The sequence below is a fragment of the Micromonospora sp. NPDC047707 genome (genome assembly GCF_040704235.1).
In the GTDB taxonomy this organism is placed as follows: Bacteria; Actinomycetota; Actinomycetes; order Mycobacteriales; family Micromonosporaceae; genus Micromonospora.
In genome coordinates, this window is sequence record NZ_JBEYSU010000010.1 from 99,344 (window position 1) to 118,206 (window position 18,863).

General features: G+C 73.5%; 14 protein-coding genes. 4 read left to right on the plus strand and 10 right to left on the minus strand.

Annotation, left to right across the window (positions count from 1 at the left end; all coding sequences use genetic code 11):
* Positions 1-9 precede the first annotated feature (9 nt).
* The 5 genes from AB0873_RS14165 to eno all read right to left on the minus strand — a co-directional run bounded on the left by AB0873_RS14165 (position 10) and on the right by eno (position 4,150).
* Positions 10-942, minus strand: coding sequence for a Ppx/GppA phosphatase family protein (locus AB0873_RS14165; protein ID WP_366600176.1), 933 nt, complete (start codon positions 940-942; stop codon positions 10-12).
* A 150-nt stretch (positions 943-1,092) separates the two neighbouring features.
* On the minus strand, positions 1,093-1,605 hold the full coding sequence (locus AB0873_RS14170; RefSeq protein WP_366600113.1) for an amino-acid N-acetyltransferase: 513 nt from the start codon (positions 1,603-1,605) through the stop codon (positions 1,093-1,095).
* Position 1,606: 1 nt separating this feature from the next.
* A complete protein-coding gene (locus tag AB0873_RS14175) occupies positions 1,607-2,164 on the minus strand; it encodes a DUF501 domain-containing protein (RefSeq protein ID WP_366600177.1) in 558 nt (185 codons plus the stop codon).
* Between the two features lie 40 nt (positions 2,165-2,204).
* Complete coding sequence (locus AB0873_RS14180; RefSeq protein ID WP_366600114.1) at positions 2,205-2,834, minus strand: septum formation initiator family protein; 630 nt, start codon at positions 2,832-2,834, stop codon at positions 2,205-2,207.
* Positions 2,835-2,866: 32 nt separating this feature from the next.
* Entirely contained in the window at positions 2,867-4,150 is a 1,284-nt protein-coding gene (eno, locus tag AB0873_RS14185; RefSeq protein ID WP_366600115.1) for a phosphopyruvate hydratase, read from the minus strand.
* A 245-nt stretch (positions 4,151-4,395) separates the two neighbouring features.
* On the opposite strand from eno, the gene AB0873_RS14190 reads away from it, so the two are divergent.
* Together AB0873_RS14190 and nudC are read left to right on the plus strand one after the other, a co-directional pair.
* Positions 4,396-5,088, plus strand: coding sequence for a hypothetical protein (locus tag AB0873_RS14190; RefSeq protein ID WP_366600116.1), 693 nt, complete (start codon positions 4,396-4,398; stop codon positions 5,086-5,088).
* 203 nt (positions 5,089-5,291) lie between these two features.
* Positions 5,292-6,104 (plus strand): NAD(+) diphosphatase, encoded by an 813-nt coding sequence (nudC, locus tag AB0873_RS14195; protein WP_366600117.1) that lies wholly within the window; start codon positions 5,292-5,294, stop codon positions 6,102-6,104.
* 14 nt (positions 6,105-6,118) lie between these two features.
* Here the strand turns inward: nudC and AB0873_RS14200 are convergent, their stop codons facing one another.
* The 4 genes from AB0873_RS14200 to mfd form a co-directional block, all read right to left on the minus strand.
* The gene (locus AB0873_RS14200; RefSeq protein WP_366600119.1) at positions 6,119-7,738 is read right to left on the minus strand and encodes a DUF885 domain-containing protein; all 1,620 of its coding nucleotides are present in this window, start codon (positions 7,736-7,738) and stop codon (positions 6,119-6,121) included.
* Between the two features lie 109 nt (positions 7,739-7,847).
* Entirely contained in the window at positions 7,848-8,831 is a 984-nt protein-coding gene (locus tag AB0873_RS14205) for a nucleoside triphosphate pyrophosphohydrolase (RefSeq protein ID WP_366600120.1), read from the minus strand.
* A gap of 2 nt (positions 8,832-8,833) precedes the next feature.
* Positions 8,834-9,607, minus strand: coding sequence for a hypothetical protein (locus AB0873_RS14210; RefSeq protein WP_366600121.1), 774 nt, complete (start codon positions 9,605-9,607; stop codon positions 8,834-8,836).
* Positions 9,608-9,657: 50 nt separating this feature from the next.
* Positions 9,658-13,293, minus strand: a complete 3,636-nt coding sequence (gene mfd, locus AB0873_RS14215; RefSeq protein WP_155328847.1) for a transcription-repair coupling factor — start codon at positions 13,291-13,293, stop codon at positions 9,658-9,660.
* A gap of 321 nt (positions 13,294-13,614) precedes the next feature.
* On the opposite strand from mfd, the gene AB0873_RS14220 reads away from it, so the two are divergent.
* On the plus strand, positions 13,615-14,529 hold the full coding sequence (locus tag AB0873_RS14220; protein ID WP_366600122.1) for a cyclase family protein: 915 nt from the start codon (positions 13,615-13,617) through the stop codon (positions 14,527-14,529).
* Positions 14,530-14,640: 111 nt separating this feature from the next.
* On the opposite strand, the gene AB0873_RS14225 is transcribed toward AB0873_RS14220, so the two are convergent.
* Positions 14,641-15,681 carry a S66 peptidase family protein gene (locus tag AB0873_RS14225; protein WP_366600123.1) on the minus strand — a complete coding sequence of 347 codons (1,041 nt, stop codon included), beginning with the start codon at positions 15,679-15,681 and terminating at the stop codon, positions 14,641-14,643.
* A gap of 302 nt (positions 15,682-15,983) precedes the next feature.
* Between AB0873_RS14225 and ppc the strand changes: the two genes are divergently transcribed.
* Positions 15,984-18,770, plus strand: coding sequence for a phosphoenolpyruvate carboxylase (gene ppc / locus AB0873_RS14230; RefSeq protein ID WP_366600124.1), 2,787 nt, complete (start codon positions 15,984-15,986; stop codon positions 18,768-18,770).
* Positions 18,771-18,863 lie beyond the last annotated feature (93 nt).

The following is an 18,863-nucleotide window of genomic DNA, read 5'->3' on the forward strand; positions in this document are numbered from 1 at the left end:
TTCCGTCGGCTACCGCCGGAGGGACCAGGCGATGCCATCGAGGATGTCGTGCTCGGAGGCGACGACGGAGTCCATTCCGGCACGTTCCATGATCACGCGGAGCACCAGGGCGCCGGCCCCGATCACGTCGGCCCGGCCCGGGTGCATCACCGGGATCGCCAGCCGCTCGCCCCGGCTCTTCGCCAGCAGGTCGGCGGTCACGTCGGCCACCGCGTCGTACGACACCCGGGCGTGGTGGATGCGCTCCGGGTCGTACTCGGTGAGGCCCTGGGCGATCGCGACGACGGTCGTCACCGACCCGGCGAGCCCGACCAGCGTGGCGGCCTCCCGGCCCGGCACCACGTCGAGCGCGCGGTCCACCGCGACCGCGATGTCGGCCTGCGCGGCGGCGATCTCGTCCAGGCCCGGCGGGTCGCCGTGCAGGTGCCGCTCGGTCATCCGGACGCACCCGATGTCCATGGAGATCGCGGCGTCGACGCCGCCGGCGCGGGTGCCGACGACGAACTCGGTCGAGCCGCCACCGATGTCGACCACCAGGTACGGCTCCCGCGCGTCGGCGGGCAGCCCGCGCACCGCCCCGGTGAACGACAGCCGCGCCTCCTCGTCCCCGGTCACCACCTCCGGAGGCACGCCGAGGGTCTCCTGCACCATGGCCCGGAAGTCGGCGGCGTTCTCCGCGTCCCGGCTCGCCGAGGTGGCGCACATCCGGACCCGCTCGGCGCCCAGCTTCTCGATCTCGGCGGCGTAGTCGGCGAGCGCCACCCGGGTCCGCTCGATCGCCTCCGGGGCCAGCCGGCCGGTCCTGTCGACGCCCTGGCCCAGCCGGACGATCTCCATCCGGCGGCTCACGTCGGCCAGCGGCGCGGCGGGGCCCGCCGCCGGGTCGGGCAGGTCGGCGACCAGCAGGCGGATCGAGTTGGTCCCGCAGTCGATGGCGGCCACGCGCGTCGTCACGCCCGCAACCCTACGGCAGGTCGGCTGCCCGGGCCGCGACACCGCAGCCCGTCGCGTGATCGACTCCGTGCCACCGGCATCGCGGTGTCCGGACGTCCCCAACCCCACGATGCCGGCGACAAGGAGTGGATCAAGGGGTCAGAGCCGGAGCAGCATCCGGGTGTTGCCGAGGGTGTTCGGCTTGACCCGCTCCAGGTCGAGGAACTCGGCGACACCCTCGTCGTACGAACGCAGCAACTGCTCGTACACGGGGTGCGGCACCGGCGCGCCATCGATCTCGGTGAAGCCGAACGAGCCGAAGAACCGGGTCTCGAAGGTCAGCACGAAGATCCGCGCCACGCCCAGCTCCCGGGCCGCGTCGATCAGCTCGCCGACGATCCGGTGGCCGATCTTGCGGCCGCGGCACGCCGGGTCGACCGCCACCGTACGGATCTCGGCCAGGTCCTCCCACATGACGTGCAGCGCCCCACACCCGACCACGGTGCCGTCCGGCGTGACCGCGACCCGGAACTCCTGCACGTCCTCGTAGAGCGTGACCGTCGCCTTGCTGAGCAGCCGCCGGTCGTCCGTGTACGTGTCGACCAGGCGGCGGATGCCCCGGACGTCGGCCGTCCGGGCACGCCGCACAAGAATCTCGTCGACGGCGGTCATCTCACTCGTCCGCCGGCACGTCCACGCACGGCCCGGCGGCCCACCACTGCTCGACCAGGCCGAGCGTCTCGTCACCGAACGGGTTCACCCCCGGGCCGGCGCCGAGCGCGTGCCCGAGGTGCACGTGCAGGCACTTCACCCGGCCCGGCATCCCGCCGGCCGAGATGCCGGCGATCTCCGGCACGTGACCGATCGCCTCCCGCCGGGCCAGGTAGTCCTCGTGCGCCGCCCGGTAGTGCGCGGCCAGCTCCGGATCCTCCGCGAGCCGGTCGGCCATCTCCTTCATCAGCCCGGCCGACTCCAGCCGGCTGCACGCGGCGGTCGCGCGGGGGCAGGTCAGGTAGAACAGCGTCGGGAAGGGGGTGCCGTCGGCCAGGCGCGGCGTCGTCTCCACCACGTCGGGTAGGCCGCACGGGCACCGGTGGGCCACCGCCCGCGTGCCGCGCGGCGCGCGGCCGAGCTGCGCGGCCACCGCGGCCAGGTCGGCCTCGGTGGCCGGCTCGCGCTGCGGCAGGGGTACGGAGGCCGCCGCCGGCTCCTGCGGTGGTACGACTGTCACGCTGCTCATTCCTCGTTCGTGCGGGGTGCTGATCCGGTCCTCAGGCGGCGGGCCGTTCGCCGTTGGCCGCCTCCACGCTCGACCAGAGCGTGTCGTACCAGGCGTCGGGGACTGCCGGCCCGGCCGGAGCCGACGGCCGGCCCGCGTCCCGGGCGGCGCCCTCGGGGTCGCGCAGCACCACCATGATGTTCTCGTCCGGGCGGACCATGAAGAACCGTTCCCGCGCCTTGGCCTCGATGTACTTCGGGTCCTGCCACTTGGCGGCCCGCTCGGAGAGCTCCTTGATCGTCTCCCGCTGCTCCGCCTGGGCGGCCTCCATGCGGGCGATGTCGGCCTGCTGGTCCAGGTAGACCCGGACCGGGTAGGTGTAGCCGAGGGCGAGCGCGATCAGCACCGCGAACAGCACGGTGGCCCGCCCGGTGAACCGTCGGGGGTGGGGTGCGACGAGCCGCTTGACGCTGCCGCCGGCAGCCGCCCGCCGGGCGGCCGGGCGGTTCGCGGAGCGTACTCCGTCGGTGGCGCGGGCCGACGCGCGACCGTCGGTCGACCGCGGCTCCGCGCGGACGCCGCCGTCCCGGACCGGCCGGGCACCGCGAGCCCCGCCCGGCCGGCCGGTCTGACCCGGCCGGCGGGCCGGACGCTGACCACCCGGCGTGCGGCGCTGCTGCATCGTCACACCCCTCCCCCGAGGCTTCGCGACCCTCAGGCCGAACGGTAACGCGGGAAGGCGCCCGCCCCGGCGTACCGCGCCGCGTCGGCCAGCTCCTCCTCGATCCGCAGCAGCTGGTTGTACTTGGCGACGCGGTCGGACCGGGCCGGGGCGCCGGTCTTGATCTGGCCGCAGCCGGTGGCCACCGCCAGGTCGGCGATGGTGGTGTCCTCGGTCTCGCCGGAGCGGTGGCTCATCATGCACTTGAAACCGGCCCGGTGGGCCAGGTCCACCGCGTCCAGGGTCTCGGTGAGCGACCCGATCTGGTTGACCTTCACGAGGACGGCGTTGGCGGCGTTCTCGGCGATGCCGCGGGCGATGCGCTGCGGGTTGGTGACGAACAGGTCGTCGCCGACGATCTGGATACGGTCGCCGATGGACGCGGTCAGCGTCTGCCAGCCGGACCAGTCGTCCTCCGCCAGCGGGTCCTCGATGGACACGATCGGGTACTGGTCGGCGAGTTTGGTGTAGTAGGTGCTCATCTCCTCGGCGGTCTTCGTGGCGCCCTCGAAGGTGTAGGTGCCGTTCTCGAAGAACTCCGTGGCCGCCACGTCCAGCGCGAAGACGATGTCGGTGCCGAGCCGGTAACCGGCCTTCTCGACGGCCTCCGCGATGAGGTCCAGGGCGGCGGCGTTGGTGGGCAGGTTCGGCGCGAAGCCGCCCTCGTCACCGAGGCCGGTGGACAGGTTCTGCTTCTTCAGCACCGACTTGAGCGCATGGTAGACCTCCGCGCCGGAGCGCAGCGCCTCGCGGAAGCTGGGCGCGCCGATCGGCGCGATCATGAACTCCTGGATGTCGACGTTGGAGTCCGCGTGGGCGCCACCGTTGAGGATGTTCATCATCGGGACCGGCAGCAGGTGCGCGTTCGGCCCGCCGAGGTAGCGGAACAGGCTCAGCTCGGCGCTGCCGGCGGCCGCCTTCGCCACCGCCAGGGAGACGCCCAGGATCGCGTTCGCGCCCAGCTCGCTCTTGTTGTCGGTGCCGTCGATGTCGAGCATCTTCTGGTCGATCAGGCGCTGCTCGCTGGCCTCGTACCCGATCAGCTCGTCGACGATCTTGTCCTCGATGTTCGAGACGGCGTCCTCCACGCCCTTGCCCAGGTAGCGGTCCTTGTCACCGTCGCGCAGCTCGATCGCCTCGAAGGCGCCGGTCGAGGCGCCGGACGGGACCGCGGCGCGGGCGATCGTGCCGTCGTCGAGCCCGACCTCGACCTCGACCGTCGGGTTGCCCCGCGAGTCGAGGATCTCCCGGGCGACGATTCCCTCGATGGTTGCCACTGAGTCGCTCCTCGTTTGTGTGTGCCGGTCCGGTATGGGCCGCGACGGTGCGGCTGAGGCAGGTGTTGCCACGCAGCGTATCGGGCGTCCCGGTGCCGCACCGCGTCGCCCGGCGTACCGGCGGACGGCCCGCCGGTCACGCTGTGTGTCCGGCTGTCGCCCGCGCTACGGACATTCCCGGATTCTCGTACGTCAACCGACAACGGGTTTGCGCGCGCTTGACCCGATCGGCAAGGCTGGTCGCCATGGCCGCCCCCTCGACCCCGCTCCGCCTGCTCGCCGTCTCGGTCGTCGCGTCGCTCACGGTCACCGGCTGTCAGACCCTCGACGACGCCGGCCGGGCCATCGGCCGCTCCGACCTGGTCAACGATCTCGCGACCCGGCTGGACCGGGCTCTGACGCTGACCTACTCGGCCGACTACCAGCTCCCCGCCGGCAAGACCGCGACGATCGCCCAGGACCAGGAGCCGGCGCGGTCGGCGTACACGTGGCCCGGGGGCAAGCTGACGGTCACCGAGGAGGCGACCACGAGGTGCGAGACGTCCGGCGGTCAGACGGTCTGCACGCTGGAGCCGCCGCCGGTCGCCACCGCCAAGCCGTCGGTCACCGTGTTCGCCGAGGCCAAGCGGCAGGGCCTGGTCACCCCGCCGATGGTGGTGGGCCTGTTGACCGCCGCCGCCCTCGACCCGGACGCGGTCATCACGAACAGTGACACCACCCTCGCCGGGCGGCACGCCACCTGCGTCGAGGTCCGGGATACGGCCGACGACTTCAGCGCCTGCGTCACCACGGAAGGGGCGCTGGCCAGCTTCACCGGCCAGGTGGACGGTAAGCCGGTCGAGCTGGCCCTCACCCGCTACCGGGAGGCCGTCGACAGCATGGCGTTCGAGCTGCCGCCCGGCGCGGGCGTGGTCGACCGCCGGCCGGCCGACTCGTGACCGACCGGACGACCGGGAACGACCGGACGGCCGGAAACGACACGGCGGACGGGAACCGCAGGGTCGGCCCGCCCCCGGCGGAGGGCCCGGGCGCGGCTCGTCCCTCCGCGTCCGGCGGCGGGACCGGTCCCGTCGCTGCCCCCGGTTTCGTCCCCGGAGCCGGCGCCGCCGGCACACCCGACGCCGGGGACCTGGCGCTGCCGGTGGCCGGACGGAAGCTGCTCACCGGCGCGGACGGCAGCTTCCTCCGGGTCGCCGACCTGCCCGCCGACAGCCCGTGGGTGCCGCTCGGCACGCTCGACGGCCGCCCGGTGTGGGCCGTCGACGCGCCGGTGACGGAGAGCCTGCCCGGCCGATGGCACAGCTGGCCGTCCCTCGCCGCCCTGGTCCCCGAGCCGTACGCGACGCTCGCCGGGCGGGCACTGGCCGTCGTCACCTGGCGGCGGACGCACCGCTGGTGCGGAGCCTGCCGGGCGGAGCTCGCCGACGTGCCCGGCGAGATGGCGCGGCGCTGCCCCGGCTGCGAGCTGTACGTGCCGATGCAGCTCTCCGCCGCCGTCCTGGTGGCGATCACCCGACCCGGCCCCGACGGTGGCCCCGACGAGCTACTGCTCGTGCGGCACGCGTACGGGCCGACCGGGCTGTGGGCGCTGGTCGCGGGCTTCGTGGAGGCCGGCGAGACGCTGGAGGCGGCCGTCCACCGGGAGGTGCGCGAGGAGGTCGGGTTGACCGTCGCCCAGGTGGCGTACTTCGGCAGCCAGCCGTGGGCGATGTCCGGGCCGGGGACGCTGCTGACCGGTTTCACCGCCCGAGCCGCCGGCCCGCCGGCCGAGCCGGTGGTCGACGGGACGGAGCTGACCGAGGCGCGCTGGTTCCCGCTCGACCGGCTGCCGGCGGAGTTGCCGCCCGCGTACTCGATCTCCCGCTGGCTGATCGACGCCGCGCGACCGGCGGGCGGCGCTGACGCGCCGGGCATCAGCGTTGAGAAGGGGCCCTTCCTCCACCGCAGGCGTTAACAGGGGGCCCTTCCTTACACCCCGAGCAGGGTGCGCAGGTGGCGTGGGGGCGGGCAGTCGTGGGCGAGCATCGCGTCGTGCCAGTCCCGGACGGACACCCCGTCGGGGCGAGCGGCGGCGATCTCGGCGACCTCGGTGTACCCGACGAAGTACGTGGACAGCTGCGTCGACGTGAGCAGCGCCCGCCGCCACTTGCCGGCGGCCTCGCCCTCCTCCTGGAAGCCACGCTCGGTCATCAGCGCCATCGCGTCCGCCTCGGTCATCCCCTCGCAGTGCACCAACTGGTCGAGCAGGGCGTTGATCGTCATCCGCAGCTGCATCTTGAGCTGCTGCAACCGCACCGGCACACCCCCGAAACCGCGCCCGGACATCACCTCCTCGGCGTGCACCGCCCAGCCCTCGATGAACGGCCCGGACCGGGCGAGGGCCCGCACCCGGGTGCCACCGACGTGCCGGCGGGCGTGCGCGAGCTGGAGGAAGTGCCCGGGCATCGCCTCGTGCACCGTGAGGTTGCGGATCATGTGGTCGTTGTACTCCCGGTAGAACGACTCGACCCGGTGCGCCGGCCAGTCGGACGGGGTGGGCGCGATGCAGTAGAACGTCGGCACGTCGGCCGTCTCCAGCGGCCCCGGCGAGTCGCAGTACGCGACCGCCACGCCGCGCGCGAACTCCGGCATCACCTGGATCACGCACGGGTCGTCGACCAGGGTCACCAGGTCGTGGGCGCGGACGAAGTCGCTCGCCTCGTCGAGCGCCGTCGAGGCGAGGTCGACGATGGTGTGGTCGTCCGGGTGCTCGGCGGCGAGCAGGTCCAGCGCCCGGCGTACCGTCTCGTCGTCGGCCGGCCCACCGACCAGCTCGACGGCCGCCGCACGGATCTCCTCGGTGACCCGGTCCAGGTTGACCCAGGCCCGCCGCTGGATCTCGGCGGCGCCCAGCTCCGTGTCGAGCGTGTGCCACAGCCGCGCCTCCCACCGGCGGCGCCCCAGGCGCGGGTCGCGGCCCGGCCCGGCGTCGGCGGCGAGGCCGGTGCGCAGCCACGCCACGAACTCCTCGATCGCCGCGATGGCCGTGGCCGCGGCGGGCGCGACGCGGTCGTGCCGCGCGGGTGCCGCGTCGAGCAGCGCCGGCACCTCGTCGCGGATCAGCGCCGCGGTGCCGGTGAACTGCCCGACCGCCGTCTCGGCGTGGATCCGCGGCATGTCGCGCAGCGTCGCGCGCGCGGTGGCGAGGGCGTCGGGCAGGGCCTCCAGCCGGCCGGCGAGGCTGTCCAGCCGGACCTCGACCGGGGCGTACGGGCGGGCGACCAGCGCGTGCAGCAGCCCGCCGGGGTTGTGCCGGAGCGGGTCCCACTCGTGTGCGCGGATCTCGTCCCGCTCGAACAGCTCCCGGTCGACGAGAGCGGTCAGCAGGGCGTGGTCCACCTGGTCGTCCACGTCGAGCGCGTCGCCGTCCACCTCGGACAGCGCGTCGGCCGCGTCCCGCAGCATCGCCCGATCGGCGGCCAGCGCGTCGGCGGACCAGTCCGGCAACCGGTCGTCGTGCCGGTGATCCCCCGCCGTGGCGGCCAGTCCGGGCCGGCTCTCCAGCAACGCGTCGACGATCCGCTCAGCCAGCGGCCCGAACTCCTGCATGGGAAGCACCCTACCGATCACCCAGCACCCGCACCCGCCTGGCGCCGATCGGCGTCGATCATGACGTTAGCGGGTGATTCGATCTCGTACGCACCCGCCAACTCCATGATCAACTTTGCGGGGCGGCGCCTTCGGCGGCGCGGACCGCTTCCGCGTAGGCCAGGGTGGCGCGGCGGAGGGCCGCTTCCGGGTCCAGGTCGGCTTCCCGCGCGGCGGCGACGGTGGTCAGGAGACCTGCGCCGAGTCTTGCCTCCGGGTCCACCTGGGTGTCCGCCAGCGGGGGTGGGACGGCCAGGCCGATGCGGGCGGCGCGCTCGAGGATCTTCGCCGCCAGAGCGAGAGCGGGCTGGCTCATGGCGATGCCGTCGAGCACCGAGTCGCGCGCCTTCTCGGCCCGCTTGATCCGCTCCCAGCTCGCCTCGATCTCCTCGATCGACGCCGCCCGGCCGTCGGCGAAGACGTGCGGGTTACGCCGGACCATCTTGTCGACCAGGCCACCGGCCACGTCGTCGACGGTCCACCGCTCGTCCTCGGGCAGCTCCTCGGCGAGCCGGGCGTGCAGCACCACCTGGAGCAGCACGTCCCCCAACTCCTCGCGCAGCGCGTCGGTGTCCCCGTCGCTGATCGCGTCGTACGCCTCGTAGCACTCCTCCAGCAGGAAACGGGCGAGGCTCCGATGGGTCTGCGCCCGCTTCCACGGGTCGCCGCCGGGCGAGACGAGGCGGTCCATCACCGCCACCGCGTCGAGCAGCCGGGCACCCGGCGGGTCCCACGAGCCGTACATCAGCTCCAGCTCGGCGAGGCCCGGCTCCCGGGCCAGGCGCAGACCCAGCTCACGGGCGAGGGACTCGTCGCCGGCCGGGCCGGCGAGCCACACCGCCGTGCCGTGAGCGGCGACCGTGTCCAGCAGCGCCTGGGTGGCCGGACCGTCGACCACGGTCACCTCGGCGCCCGCCGCGCGGACCGCCGCCGCCGTCGCGCTCTCCGCCCCAGCGAGCACCGGGTGCCGGCGTACGACGTCCCAGGCGGCCGCCGTGAGCAGCCCGGCCGGCAGCCGGGGCGAGGTGACCAGCAGGACGATCCGCGCCGACATGCTCAGCTGGCGACCGGCTCGGTCGCCTCGGCGCCGGTCGGCTCGACCGTCGGCAGCGGCTCCGGGGTGGAGATGTCGGTGACCGCGTCGGAGCCCGGCTCACCCAGCGGCACGCTCACCGCGGGCGCGTCGCCGGCGAAGCTGAGCACCGGGAACTCCAGCGGCCGGTAGCGGGGGTTGACCGTCACGTCGTACCCCTCGACGGCCTCGGCCAGCGACCGGCGGGTGGCGAGGGCCAGCCGCAGCTGGTCGCCGTCGAGCTGCCCGGCGGCGGCGTCGTCGGGAACGTCCGCCGGGATCACGCCCGCCTTGCGGCCGGCGGCGATGAGGTCGGCCAGCTCCTGCTCGGTCGGCGCGGCCGGCGTGCCGGTGGGGATGCCGGAGAGGCAGGTGTAGAGGGTGGCGACCTCGCGCACGTACTCCGTCTCCGGGGCGAGGCCGAGCTGGCGGGCGACCTGGGCCGGCTCCGCCCGGCCCTGCGGGCGGTAGCCCTTGTCGGCGGACACCCGCTCGCACACCTCGCCCAGCACGAGCGTGCCGACGATCTGGGCCCGGCCGGGCAGCGGCGGCGTCGGCTGGGCCGCCTCCGGCGCGTCCGGCGCGGCCGTCGGGGCGGCGGTCTGTGCCCGCAGCTCGTCGAGGATTCCGTTCACGGCCTCCTCGGTGATCCGCTGGTCACCGACGTACGCGGCGACACCCGGCTCGGTACGGCATCCGGCGAGGGCGACGAGGCCGACCGCCACGCTGGCGACGGCGACAAGACGGCGAGCACGCATGCCGGTCACTCTCTCACGCCGTCCCGGCGCGGTGTGACGGCCCCCACGCCTCACCGGGCCGCCCCCGCGAGGGCCGCCGGCTCGCCGAGCACGTCGGAGAGGAGCTGGGCGCACCACTCCAGCAGCGCCTGGTCGCGCAGCGGCTCGCCGCCGACCCGGCGGGTGCTCGGCCGCGGCACGCTGACCTGGTCGAGCGCCGCCTTGTAGACGGCGTCCGGGTGGTACCGCTTGAGCCGCAGCTGCTTCGAGTCCGGCAGCGGCAGCGGACCGAACCGGATGTGCTTGCCCTGCATGCTGACGTCGGTGAGGCCGTAGCGGCGGGCGAGCAGCCGGAACCGCGCCACCGCCACCAGGTTCTGCACCGGCGCGGGCGGCTCGCCGTACCGGTCGGTCATCTCGGCGACCACCTCGCGCAGCCGCTCCTCGTCGCGGGCCTCGGCCAGCTTGCGGTACATCTCCAGGCGCAGCCGCTCCACGCCGACGTAGTCGTGCGGCAGGTGCGCGTCCACCGGAAGGTCGACCTTGACCTCGACCTCCTCCTCCGGACGTTCCCCCTTGAACGCCTGCACCGCCTCGCCGACCATGCGCACGTACAGGTCGAAGCCGACGCCCTCGATGTGGCCGGACTGCTCGCCGCCGAGCAGGTTGCCGGCGCCCCGGATCTCCAGGTCCTTCATCGCCACGTACATGCCGGCGCCCAGCTCGGTGTGCTGCGCGATCGTGGCCAGCCGCTCGTGGGCGTGCTCGGTAAGCGGCTTGTCCGGCGGGTAGAGGAAGTACGCGTACGCCCGCTCCCGGCCCCGGCCGACCCGGCCGCGGATCTGGTGCAGCTGGGCCAGGCCGAGCAGGTCGGCGCGTTCCACGATCAGGGTGTTGGCGTTCGGGATGTCGATGCCGGACTCCACGATCGTGGTGCAGACCAGGACGTCGAACTCCTTCTCCCAGAAGCCGACCATGACCTTCTCCAGGGCCTCCTCGCCCAACTGGCCGTGCGCCACCGCGACCCGCGCCTCGGGCACCAGCTCGCGCAGTTTCCGCGCCGCCCGCTCGATCGACTCGACCCGGTTGTGCAGGTAGAAGACCTGACCGTCGCGGAGCAGCTCACGGTGGATGGCGGCGGCCACCTGCCGCTCGTCGTACGCCCCGACGGCGGTGAGCACGGGGTGCCGCTCCTCCGGCGGGGTGGCGATGGTGGACATCTCCCGGATGCCGGTGATCGCCATCTCCAGCGTCCGCGGGATCGGGGTGGCCGACATGCTGAGCACGTCGACCGCGGCCCGCATGGCCTTCAGGTGCTCCTTGTGCTCGACGCCGAAGCGCTGCTCCTCGTCGACGATGACCAGGCCGAGGGACTTGAACCGGGTGGACGCCTGGAGCAGCCGGTGGGTGCCGATGACGATGTCGGCGGTGCCGTCGGCGACCATGGCCAGGGTCTGCTCGGCCTCCTTCGGCGTCTGGAAGCGGGACAGCTGCCGGATCGTCACCGGGAACTGGCTCATCCGCTCGGCGAACGTGTTGTAGTGCTGCTGCACGAGCAGCGTCGTCGGCACGAGCACCGCCACCTGCTTGCCGTCCTGCACCGCCTTGAACGCGGCTCGGACGGCGATCTCGGTCTTGCCGTACCCGACGTCCCCGCAGATCAGCCGGTCCATCGGGACCGTCTGCTCCATGTCCCGCTTGACCTCCTCGATGGCGGCGAGCTGGTCCGGCGTCTCCTGCCAGGGGAAGGCGTCCTCCAGCTCCCGCTGCCACGGGGTGTCCGGCCCGAAGTTGTGCCCCTTGGACGCCTTCCGAGCGGCGTAGAGCTGGATCAGCTGGGCGGCGATCTCCCGGACCGCCTTGCGGGCGCGGGCCTTCGACTTCTGCCAGTCCGAGCCGCCCATCTTGTGCAGGGTGGGCTGCTCACCGCCGACGTAGCGGGAGAGCTGGTCGAGTTGGTCGGTGGGGACGAACAGCCGGTCGCCGGGCTGGCCGCGCTTGCTCGGGGCGTACTCGATGACCAGGTACTCCCGGCTGGCGCCGTTGACCGTCCGCTGCACCAGCTCGACGTACCGGCCGATGCCGTGCTGCTCGTGCACGACGAAGTCGCCGGCCTTGAGCTCCAGCGGGTCGATGGTGTTGCGCCGCCGGCTCGGCATCTTGCGCATGTCCCGGGTCGAGGTGCCCCGGCCGCCGGTCAGGTCGTCCCCGGTGAGCAGCACGAACCGGGACGCCTCGTCGACGAAACCGCCGATCAGCGACCCGCAGGTGACCAGCAGTTCCCCGGGGGCGGGCGCGGTCGGCACCTCCTCGGTCATCCGCGCGCCCAGGCCGGCGTCGCGCAGCACCTCGACGGCCCGCTGGGCGGGACCGTGCCCCGCGAAGACCAGCGCGATCGACCATCCCTCGCCCGCCCAGCGCTTGAGGTCGTCGACCACGCGGGCGGTCTCGCCGTGGTAGAGCGGGGCGGGCTGGGCCGCGAGGGTCACCGCGATCGCGTCGTCCGGGGTGACGTCCACCTCGACCGGCTCGTCCTCCCAGGGCTGTCGCGCGGGGGCCGCGGCCGGCTCGGCCAGCCCGAACGGCGAGACCGTCCACCAGGGCTGGCCCTGGACGCGGGCGGCCGCCCGGACGTCCGCGAGGGTCCGGAAGGCGGCGGCACCGAGGTCAATCGGCCTTTGTGCGCCGCTCGAGGCCGCCTCCCAGCTCGCTCGGAGAAACTCGTCTGCGGTACGCACCAGGTCGTGCGCCCGGGTGCGGATGCGCTCCGGGTCACAGAGCAGCACGTGGGTGCCGGCCGGCATGGTGTCGAGCAGCAGCTCCATCGAGTCGGCACCGATCAGCGCCGGGGCGAGCGACTCCATGCCCTCGACCGGGATGCCCTCGGCCAGCTTGTCGAGGATCTCCGCCAGCTCCGGGTGCTCCTCGGCGAGGGCGGCGGCCCGTTTCCGCACCGACGGGGTCAGCAGCAGCTCCCGGCAGGGCGGGGCCCAGAGCTGGGGAACCGCCTCGATCGTGCGCTGGTCGGCCACCGCGAAGGTGCGGATCTCCTCCACCTCGTCGCCCCAGAACTCGACCCGGGACGGGTGCTCGTCGGTGGGCGGGAACACGTCGAGGATGCCGCCGCGTACGGCGAACTCGCCGCGCTTGGTGACCAGGTCGACCCGCGCGTACGCCATGTCGGTGAGCCGGCGCGCGACCTCCTCGAGGTCGGCCTCGTCGCCGGCGGCCAGCCGCACCGGTTCCAGGTCGCCGAGGCCTTTCAGCTGCGGTTGCAGCAGGGACCGGACCGGGGCGACCACCACCCGCAGCGGGCCGGTGCGGCCGTGCGCGTCGGCCGAGTCGGGGTGGGCCAGCCGGCGGAGCACGGCCAGCCGCCGGCCCACCGTGTCCGAACGCGGTGACAGCCGCTCGTGCGGGAGCGTCTCCCAGGAGGGGAAGACCGCCACCTGCTCTGCCGGGAGCAGGCTGCCCAGCGCCGAGGCGAGGTCGTCGGCCTCCCGGCTGGTGGCGGTGACCGCCAGCACCGGCCGGCCCGCGCCTCCCACCGGCTCGTCGGCCGCGACGGCGGCGACGGCGAACGGGCGCAGCGACGGCGGGGCGGTCAGGTCGAGCCCGTCGAGGCGGGCAGCACCGGATCGCGCCAGGTCACGGGCCCGGGCGAGGGCCGGGTCGGCCAGGGCGGCGGCGAAGAGTCCGGTGAGCATGTGTGATCACTTCCAGGGGGCGTCGGCACACGACTAAAGCCCCTCGTCCGGCGGGACGGGGGGTGCACGCCTGCCAGCCTATCTCCGTCCCCCGACGTTCTCCCCGCTTCCCGCCACCGTCGCCCGCCGCCTCACCCCGCCCCGCACCGCCACGCCCCCGCCCCGAGATCCGCGTCGGCATTCGCGCGCTCAAGATCCGGACAACTTCGGGGAAGGTGCTGCCTCCCGAAGCCCGGAGGCAGCACCTTCCCCGAAGTTGCGCCGGTCCCGTCCCATGAGGTGGATCTTGACCCGGCCGCGCCGTCATGGTCGGCTGAACCCATGAGCGGACAGTGGCGCGTGCAGTTCGACGCGGAGGTCACCTTCGCCAACGGTGGTGGGCTGCGCACCGGGGGATTCCGGCTGGACATTCCCGGTCGGGAGATCGACGACGCGGACCTGGCCGCGCTCTTCGTCCGGCACCTCGGGCTGCTGATGGTGGCCGACGTCCGCATCACGAACAAGACGATCATCGAGGAGCCGCACAAGGGCGGGCGCGGCGTTTCCGGGACCGGCGAGAATGCGCCGGGCCGCCGGCTGGTCGAGTTGAGCCACCCGGTCACCGACGGGATGGTCACACTTCCGGGCTGGCCGGCGCCGCGGATCACCGACTGGCTGACCCGGGAGGCGTCCCGCGCGAACTACGCCCCGGGCACCGAGTTCCACGTCGCCCGGATCGACATGATCGCCAACACGGGCACGTACGTGGACACCCCCGCGCACCGCTACGCCGACGGTGCCGATCTCACCGGCACACCGCTCGACCGGCTCGCCGACCTGCCCGGCGTCGTGGTCCGGGTGCCCGCCGACACCCGCACGGTGGACCGGCTGCTGCTGGCCCCGTACGACGTCGCCGGCAAGGCGGTGCTGCTGCACACCGGCTGGTCGGCGCACTTCGGCACCGACCGGTACGGCGCACCCGAGGCCCCGTACCTCACCGGCGACGGCGCCGGTGCGCTGGTCGAGGCGGGCGCCGCCCTGGTCGGCATCGACTCGATCAACATCGACGACATGAGCCCGGCCTCGGCCGGCGAGCGCCCCGCGCACAGCGGCCTGCTGGCGGCCGGGATCCCGATCGTGGAGCACCTGACCGGGCTGGAGGCCCTTCCCCCGTCCGGATTCCGGTTCACCGCCGCGCCACCACGGGTGGCCGGCATGGGCACCTTCCCGGTCCGCGCCTTCGCCGTCGTGAGCTGATCGCGCCGGCACCGGCAAGATCGACACGGGATCCCGGGCATCGCGGCATCGCACCGTGTTGGACACCGCGATGCCCGGGGCATCGAGTGGATCTTCCTGGCCGCTCACCGATCAGTAGCGCACCGAGATGCGGCGGTCGACGGCGTCGACGCGGACGTCACCGCCGTACGGGAGGATCAGCTGCGGGTCGGTGTGCCCGATGTCCAGATCGAAGACGACCACCGCGTCCGGGTTGTACGTCGCCAGCGCCCGGGTCACCGCTTCCCGCTGCTCCACCGCGTACGCCACCTTCTCCGCCGGGCCGAGCGGCCGGCTGAAATCCCACGCCTTCGGCCGGCCGACCAGCACGGCGGGGAACGTCCCGAGCAGGCCCCGCTCCCCCAGGTTGCGCAACATCCGGAAGACCTCGGTGGCCGACGGCAGCTCCTCGGAGGTTTCCAGCACGAAGACCGACCCGGCCAGCTCCGCCACGGGGGCGACCCGGTCGGCGGCGAGCAGCCAGTGCAGCACCTCCAGGTTGCCGCCCCAGATCCGGCCCTCGACCACCCGCTGCGGACCGGCCCAAATCCAGCCCGAGGCCGGGGACATCACCGGCTCGCGGGCCAGCGTGGCGGGGTCGTTCCAGTCGTTCGGCTGGTCGCCCCACTCGGTGGCCGGGGCCAGGTCGTACCAGCCGGTGGTGAAGAGCGCGGCGCGCAGCGAGTCGAACGTGAGCGGGTGCGGTGTCCCAGGCCGGCCGAGGTGCACCAGCACCGAGCCGCCGTGGTAGCCGACCATCCCCAACCGGTGCAGGTGGTTCAGCAAGTTGGTGTTGTCCGAGTAGCCGAAGTACGGCTTCGGGTTCGCCCGCAGCACCGCGTCGTCGAGGTACGGCGTGACCGTGATCAGGTCCTCCCCGCCGACGGTGGCCAGCACGGCGGTGACCGTGGGGTCGGCGAAGGCGGCGGTCAGGTCCCGCGCCCGGTCGCGCGGGTCGGCGTCCGTGACACGCGTGGTCGGGTACTCGACCGGCTCCAGGCCGAGGTCCTCGCGCAGCCGGCGCAGGCCCAGCTCGTACACGTGCGGGAAGAGGCCCGGCAGGCCGGCGGACGGGGAGACGACCGCGACCCGGTCGCCGGGGCGCGGCTTCGGTGGATAACGCAACGTCGGCACGCTCCGAACGCTACCGACGCCCGCCGGTGGGCATCCGCGCCGGAGCCGGGGCGAAACGGCGTACCCGTTCGAACCGGACTCTAGGCTGGCGGAGTGATCGGCGACACCCTGCTCCGCCGCCACGGCCCGGCGCCCGTGCCGTGGCACCGGCCGGGAGCTGCGCGAATGCCTGAGATGTTAGGAAGGGACCCTTCCACAACAGAAGGCGTTAACAAGGGGCCCCTCCTTACACCCCGGTCCGCGCGGATACCATCCAGGGAGTCGGACAGCGCTGTCCTTCGTACTCACGTAAGGAGCGCACCGTGACCGACCAGCACGACCACGACGGCCCCGACGCCGCGCTGCGCGCCGACATCCGCCGCCTCGGCACCCTGCTCGGGCAGACCCTCGCCCGCCAGGAGGGCCGCCCCCTGCTCGACCTCGTCGAGGACATCCGCGCCCAGGTCCGCACCGACGCCCCGGCCGCCGCCCAGCGGCTCGCCGGGCTGGACGTCACCACGGGCACCAAGCTGGCCCGCGCGTTCTCCACGTACTTCCACCTGGCCAACATCACCGAGCAGGTCCACCGCGCCCGCGACCTGCGCCGCCGCCGCGCCATCCAGGGCGGCTGGCTGGACCAGGCGGCCAAGATGATCGCCGAGCGCGGGGTGCCCGCCGAGGAGATCGCCGCGGTGGCCCGCCGCCTCGCGGTACGCCCGGTCTTCACCGCCCACCCCACCGAGGCCGCCCGCCGGTCGATCCTGTCGAAGCTCCGCGCGATCGCCGACGAACTGGACACCGAGACCAGCAACGCGATCCTGTACGGGGCCAGCGACGAGGGCCCCGCCAACCGCCGCCTCGCCGAACTGCTCGACCTCATGTGGCAGACCGACGAGCTGCGGCTGGACCGGCCCGACCCGACGGACGAGGCCCGCAACGCCATCTACTACCTGCGCGACCTGTACGCCGAGGCGGCGCCGCAGGTGCTCGACGACCTCGCCGACACGCTGCGCATGCTCGGGGTGGAGACCTCGCCGACCGCCCGGCCGCTGACCTTCGGCACCTGGATCGGCGGCGACCGGGACGGCAACCCGTTCGTCACCCCCACGGTGACCCGCGAAGTGCTGATCATCCAGCACGAGCACGGCATCGCGGCCACCGAGAAGGCGATGGACCAGCTCATCAACGAGGTGTCGGTCTCCCGCCGGCTACGCGGCGTCTCGCTGGACCTCTCGGCCAGCCTGGCCGCCGACCTCGACGCGCTGCCCGAGGTGGCACCCCGGTTCCGCCGGGTCAACGCCGAGGAGCCGTACCGGCTGAAGGCCCGCTGCGTGAAGGCGAAGCTCGCCAACACCCGGCAGCGGCTGCGGCAGGGCACCGGCCACGTGCCGGGGCGGGACTACCGGGGGTCCGGTGAGCTGATCGCCGACCTGGAGCTGCTGCGCGCCTCGCTGGCCCGCAACTCCGGCCAGCTCACCGCCGTGGGCCGGCTCGCGTCGACCATCCGTACGGTGTCCGCGTTCGGCCTGCACCTCGCCACCATGGACGTCCGCGAGCACGCCGAGAAGCACCACGAGGTGCTGGCCCAGCTGTACGGCGCGGTGGGCGAGGTGGAGGACTACCCGTCGCTGAGCCGGCTGGAGCGCACCAAGCTGCTCGCCGACGAGCTGACCGGCCGCCGGCCGCTGTCCACCCTCGACACACCGCTCACCGAGTCCGCCCGCAAGACGTTCGACGTGTTCGGCACGATCCGGGAGGCGCAGGACCGGTTCGGCACCGAAGTGATCGAGTCGTACATCATCTCGATGACCCTCGGCGTGGACGACGTGCTCGCCGCGGTCGTGCTGGCCCGCGAGGCCGGCCTGATCGACGTGCACAGCGGCCGGGCGCGGATCGGCTTCGTGCCGCTGCTGGAGACCCCCGCCGAGCTGAACGCCGGCGGTGACCTGCTGGACGAGCTCTTGTCGCTGCCGGCGTACCGGGCGCTGGTCGCGGCCCGCGGCGACGTGCAGGAGGTGATGCTGGGCTACTCCGACTCCAACAAGGAGGCCGGCATCACCACCAGCCAGTGGGCCATCCACCGGGCGCAGCGCGCGCTGCGCGACGTCGCCGCCCGGCACGGCGTGCACCTGCGGCTCTTCCACGGCCGCGGCGGCACGGTCGGCCGGGGTGGCGGGCCCACGCACGACGCGATCCTGGCCCAGCCGTACGGGACGCTCGACGGCGCGATCAAGGTGACCGAGCAGGGCGAGGTGATTTCGGACAAGTACACGCTGCCCGCGCTGGCCCGGGAGAACCTGGAGCTGACCATGGCCGCCGTGCTCCAGGCGACGCTGCTGCACACCGCGCCCCGGCAGCCCGCGGAGATGCTGGAGCGCTGGGACGCGACGATGGACGCGGTCAGCGAGGCGGCGTACCGGTCGTACCGGTCGCTCGTGGAGGACCCGGACCTGGCCTCGTACTTCTGGGCCTCCACCCCGACGGAGCTGCTCGGCGCACTGAACATCGGCTCCCGGCCGGCGAAGCGGCCGAACACGGGCGCCGGGCTCGCCGGCCTGCGCGCCATCCCGTGGGTGTTCGGCTGGACGCAGACCCGGCAGATCGTCCCCGGCTGGTTCGGGGTGGGCTCCGGCCTCGCCGCCGCCCGGGAGGCCGGACACGCCGACGTGCTCGCCGAGATGCACCGCAGCTGGCACTTCTTCCGGACGTTCCTGTCGAACGTCGAGATGATGCTGACCAAGACCGACCTGACGATCGCCCGCCGGTACGTGGAGACGCTGGTGCCGAAGAAGCTGCACCCGATCTTCCACAAGATCGAGCAGGAGTACGAGCTGACCAGGCGGGAGGTCCTCGCGGTGACCGCCGAGCCGGCCCTGCTGGAGAATTCGCCGGTGCTCCAGCGGACCCTCGCCGTGCGGGACACCTACCTGGAGCCGCTGCACCACCTCCAGGTGGCGCTGCTGCGGCAGTACCGGGAGTCCGGCGCGGCCGGTCGGGCGGTGGCCACCGCGCCGGGTGGCCGGCGCGCGCCGAGCGACGGCACCGCCCTGGAGCGGGCCCTGCTCACCACAGTCAACGGCATCGCCGCCGGCATGCGCAACACCGGCTGAGGCGTAAGGAAGGGCCCCCTATTGACGCCTGAGGTAGAGGAGGGGTGCGCGGGTTTAAATAGGGGGGTTATAAGGGGAGCCAGCGGAACCAAA

Bases quoted from the DNA above. Each gene is read 5' to 3' on its own strand.
- AB0873_RS14170 (WP_366600113.1), bottom strand. From the start codon at position 1,605: ATGACCGCCGTCGACGAGATTCTTGTGCGGCGTGCCCGGACGGCCGAC.
- AB0873_RS14180 (WP_366600114.1), bottom strand. From the start codon at position 2,834: ATGCAGCAGCGCCGCACGCCGGGTGGTCAGCGTCCGGCCCGCCGGCCG.
- AB0873_RS14190 (WP_366600116.1), top strand. From the start codon at position 4,396: ATGGCCGCCCCCTCGACCCCGCTCCGCCTGCTCGCCGTCTCGGTCGTC.
- AB0873_RS14200 (WP_366600119.1), bottom strand. From the start codon at position 7,738: ATGCAGGAGTTCGGGCCGCTGGCTGAGCGGATCGTCGACGCGTTGCTG.
- AB0873_RS14205 (WP_366600120.1), bottom strand. From the start codon at position 8,831: ATGTCGGCGCGGATCGTCCTGCTGGTCACCTCGCCCCGGCTGCCGGCC.
- AB0873_RS14210 (WP_366600121.1), bottom strand. From the start codon at position 9,607: ATGCGTGCTCGCCGTCTTGTCGCCGTCGCCAGCGTGGCGGTCGGCCTC.
- mfd (WP_155328847.1), bottom strand. From the start codon at position 13,293: ATGCTCACCGGACTCTTCGCCGCCGCCCTGGCCGACCCGGCCCTCGCC.
- AB0873_RS14220 (WP_366600122.1), top strand. From the start codon at position 13,615: ATGAGCGGACAGTGGCGCGTGCAGTTCGACGCGGAGGTCACCTTCGCC.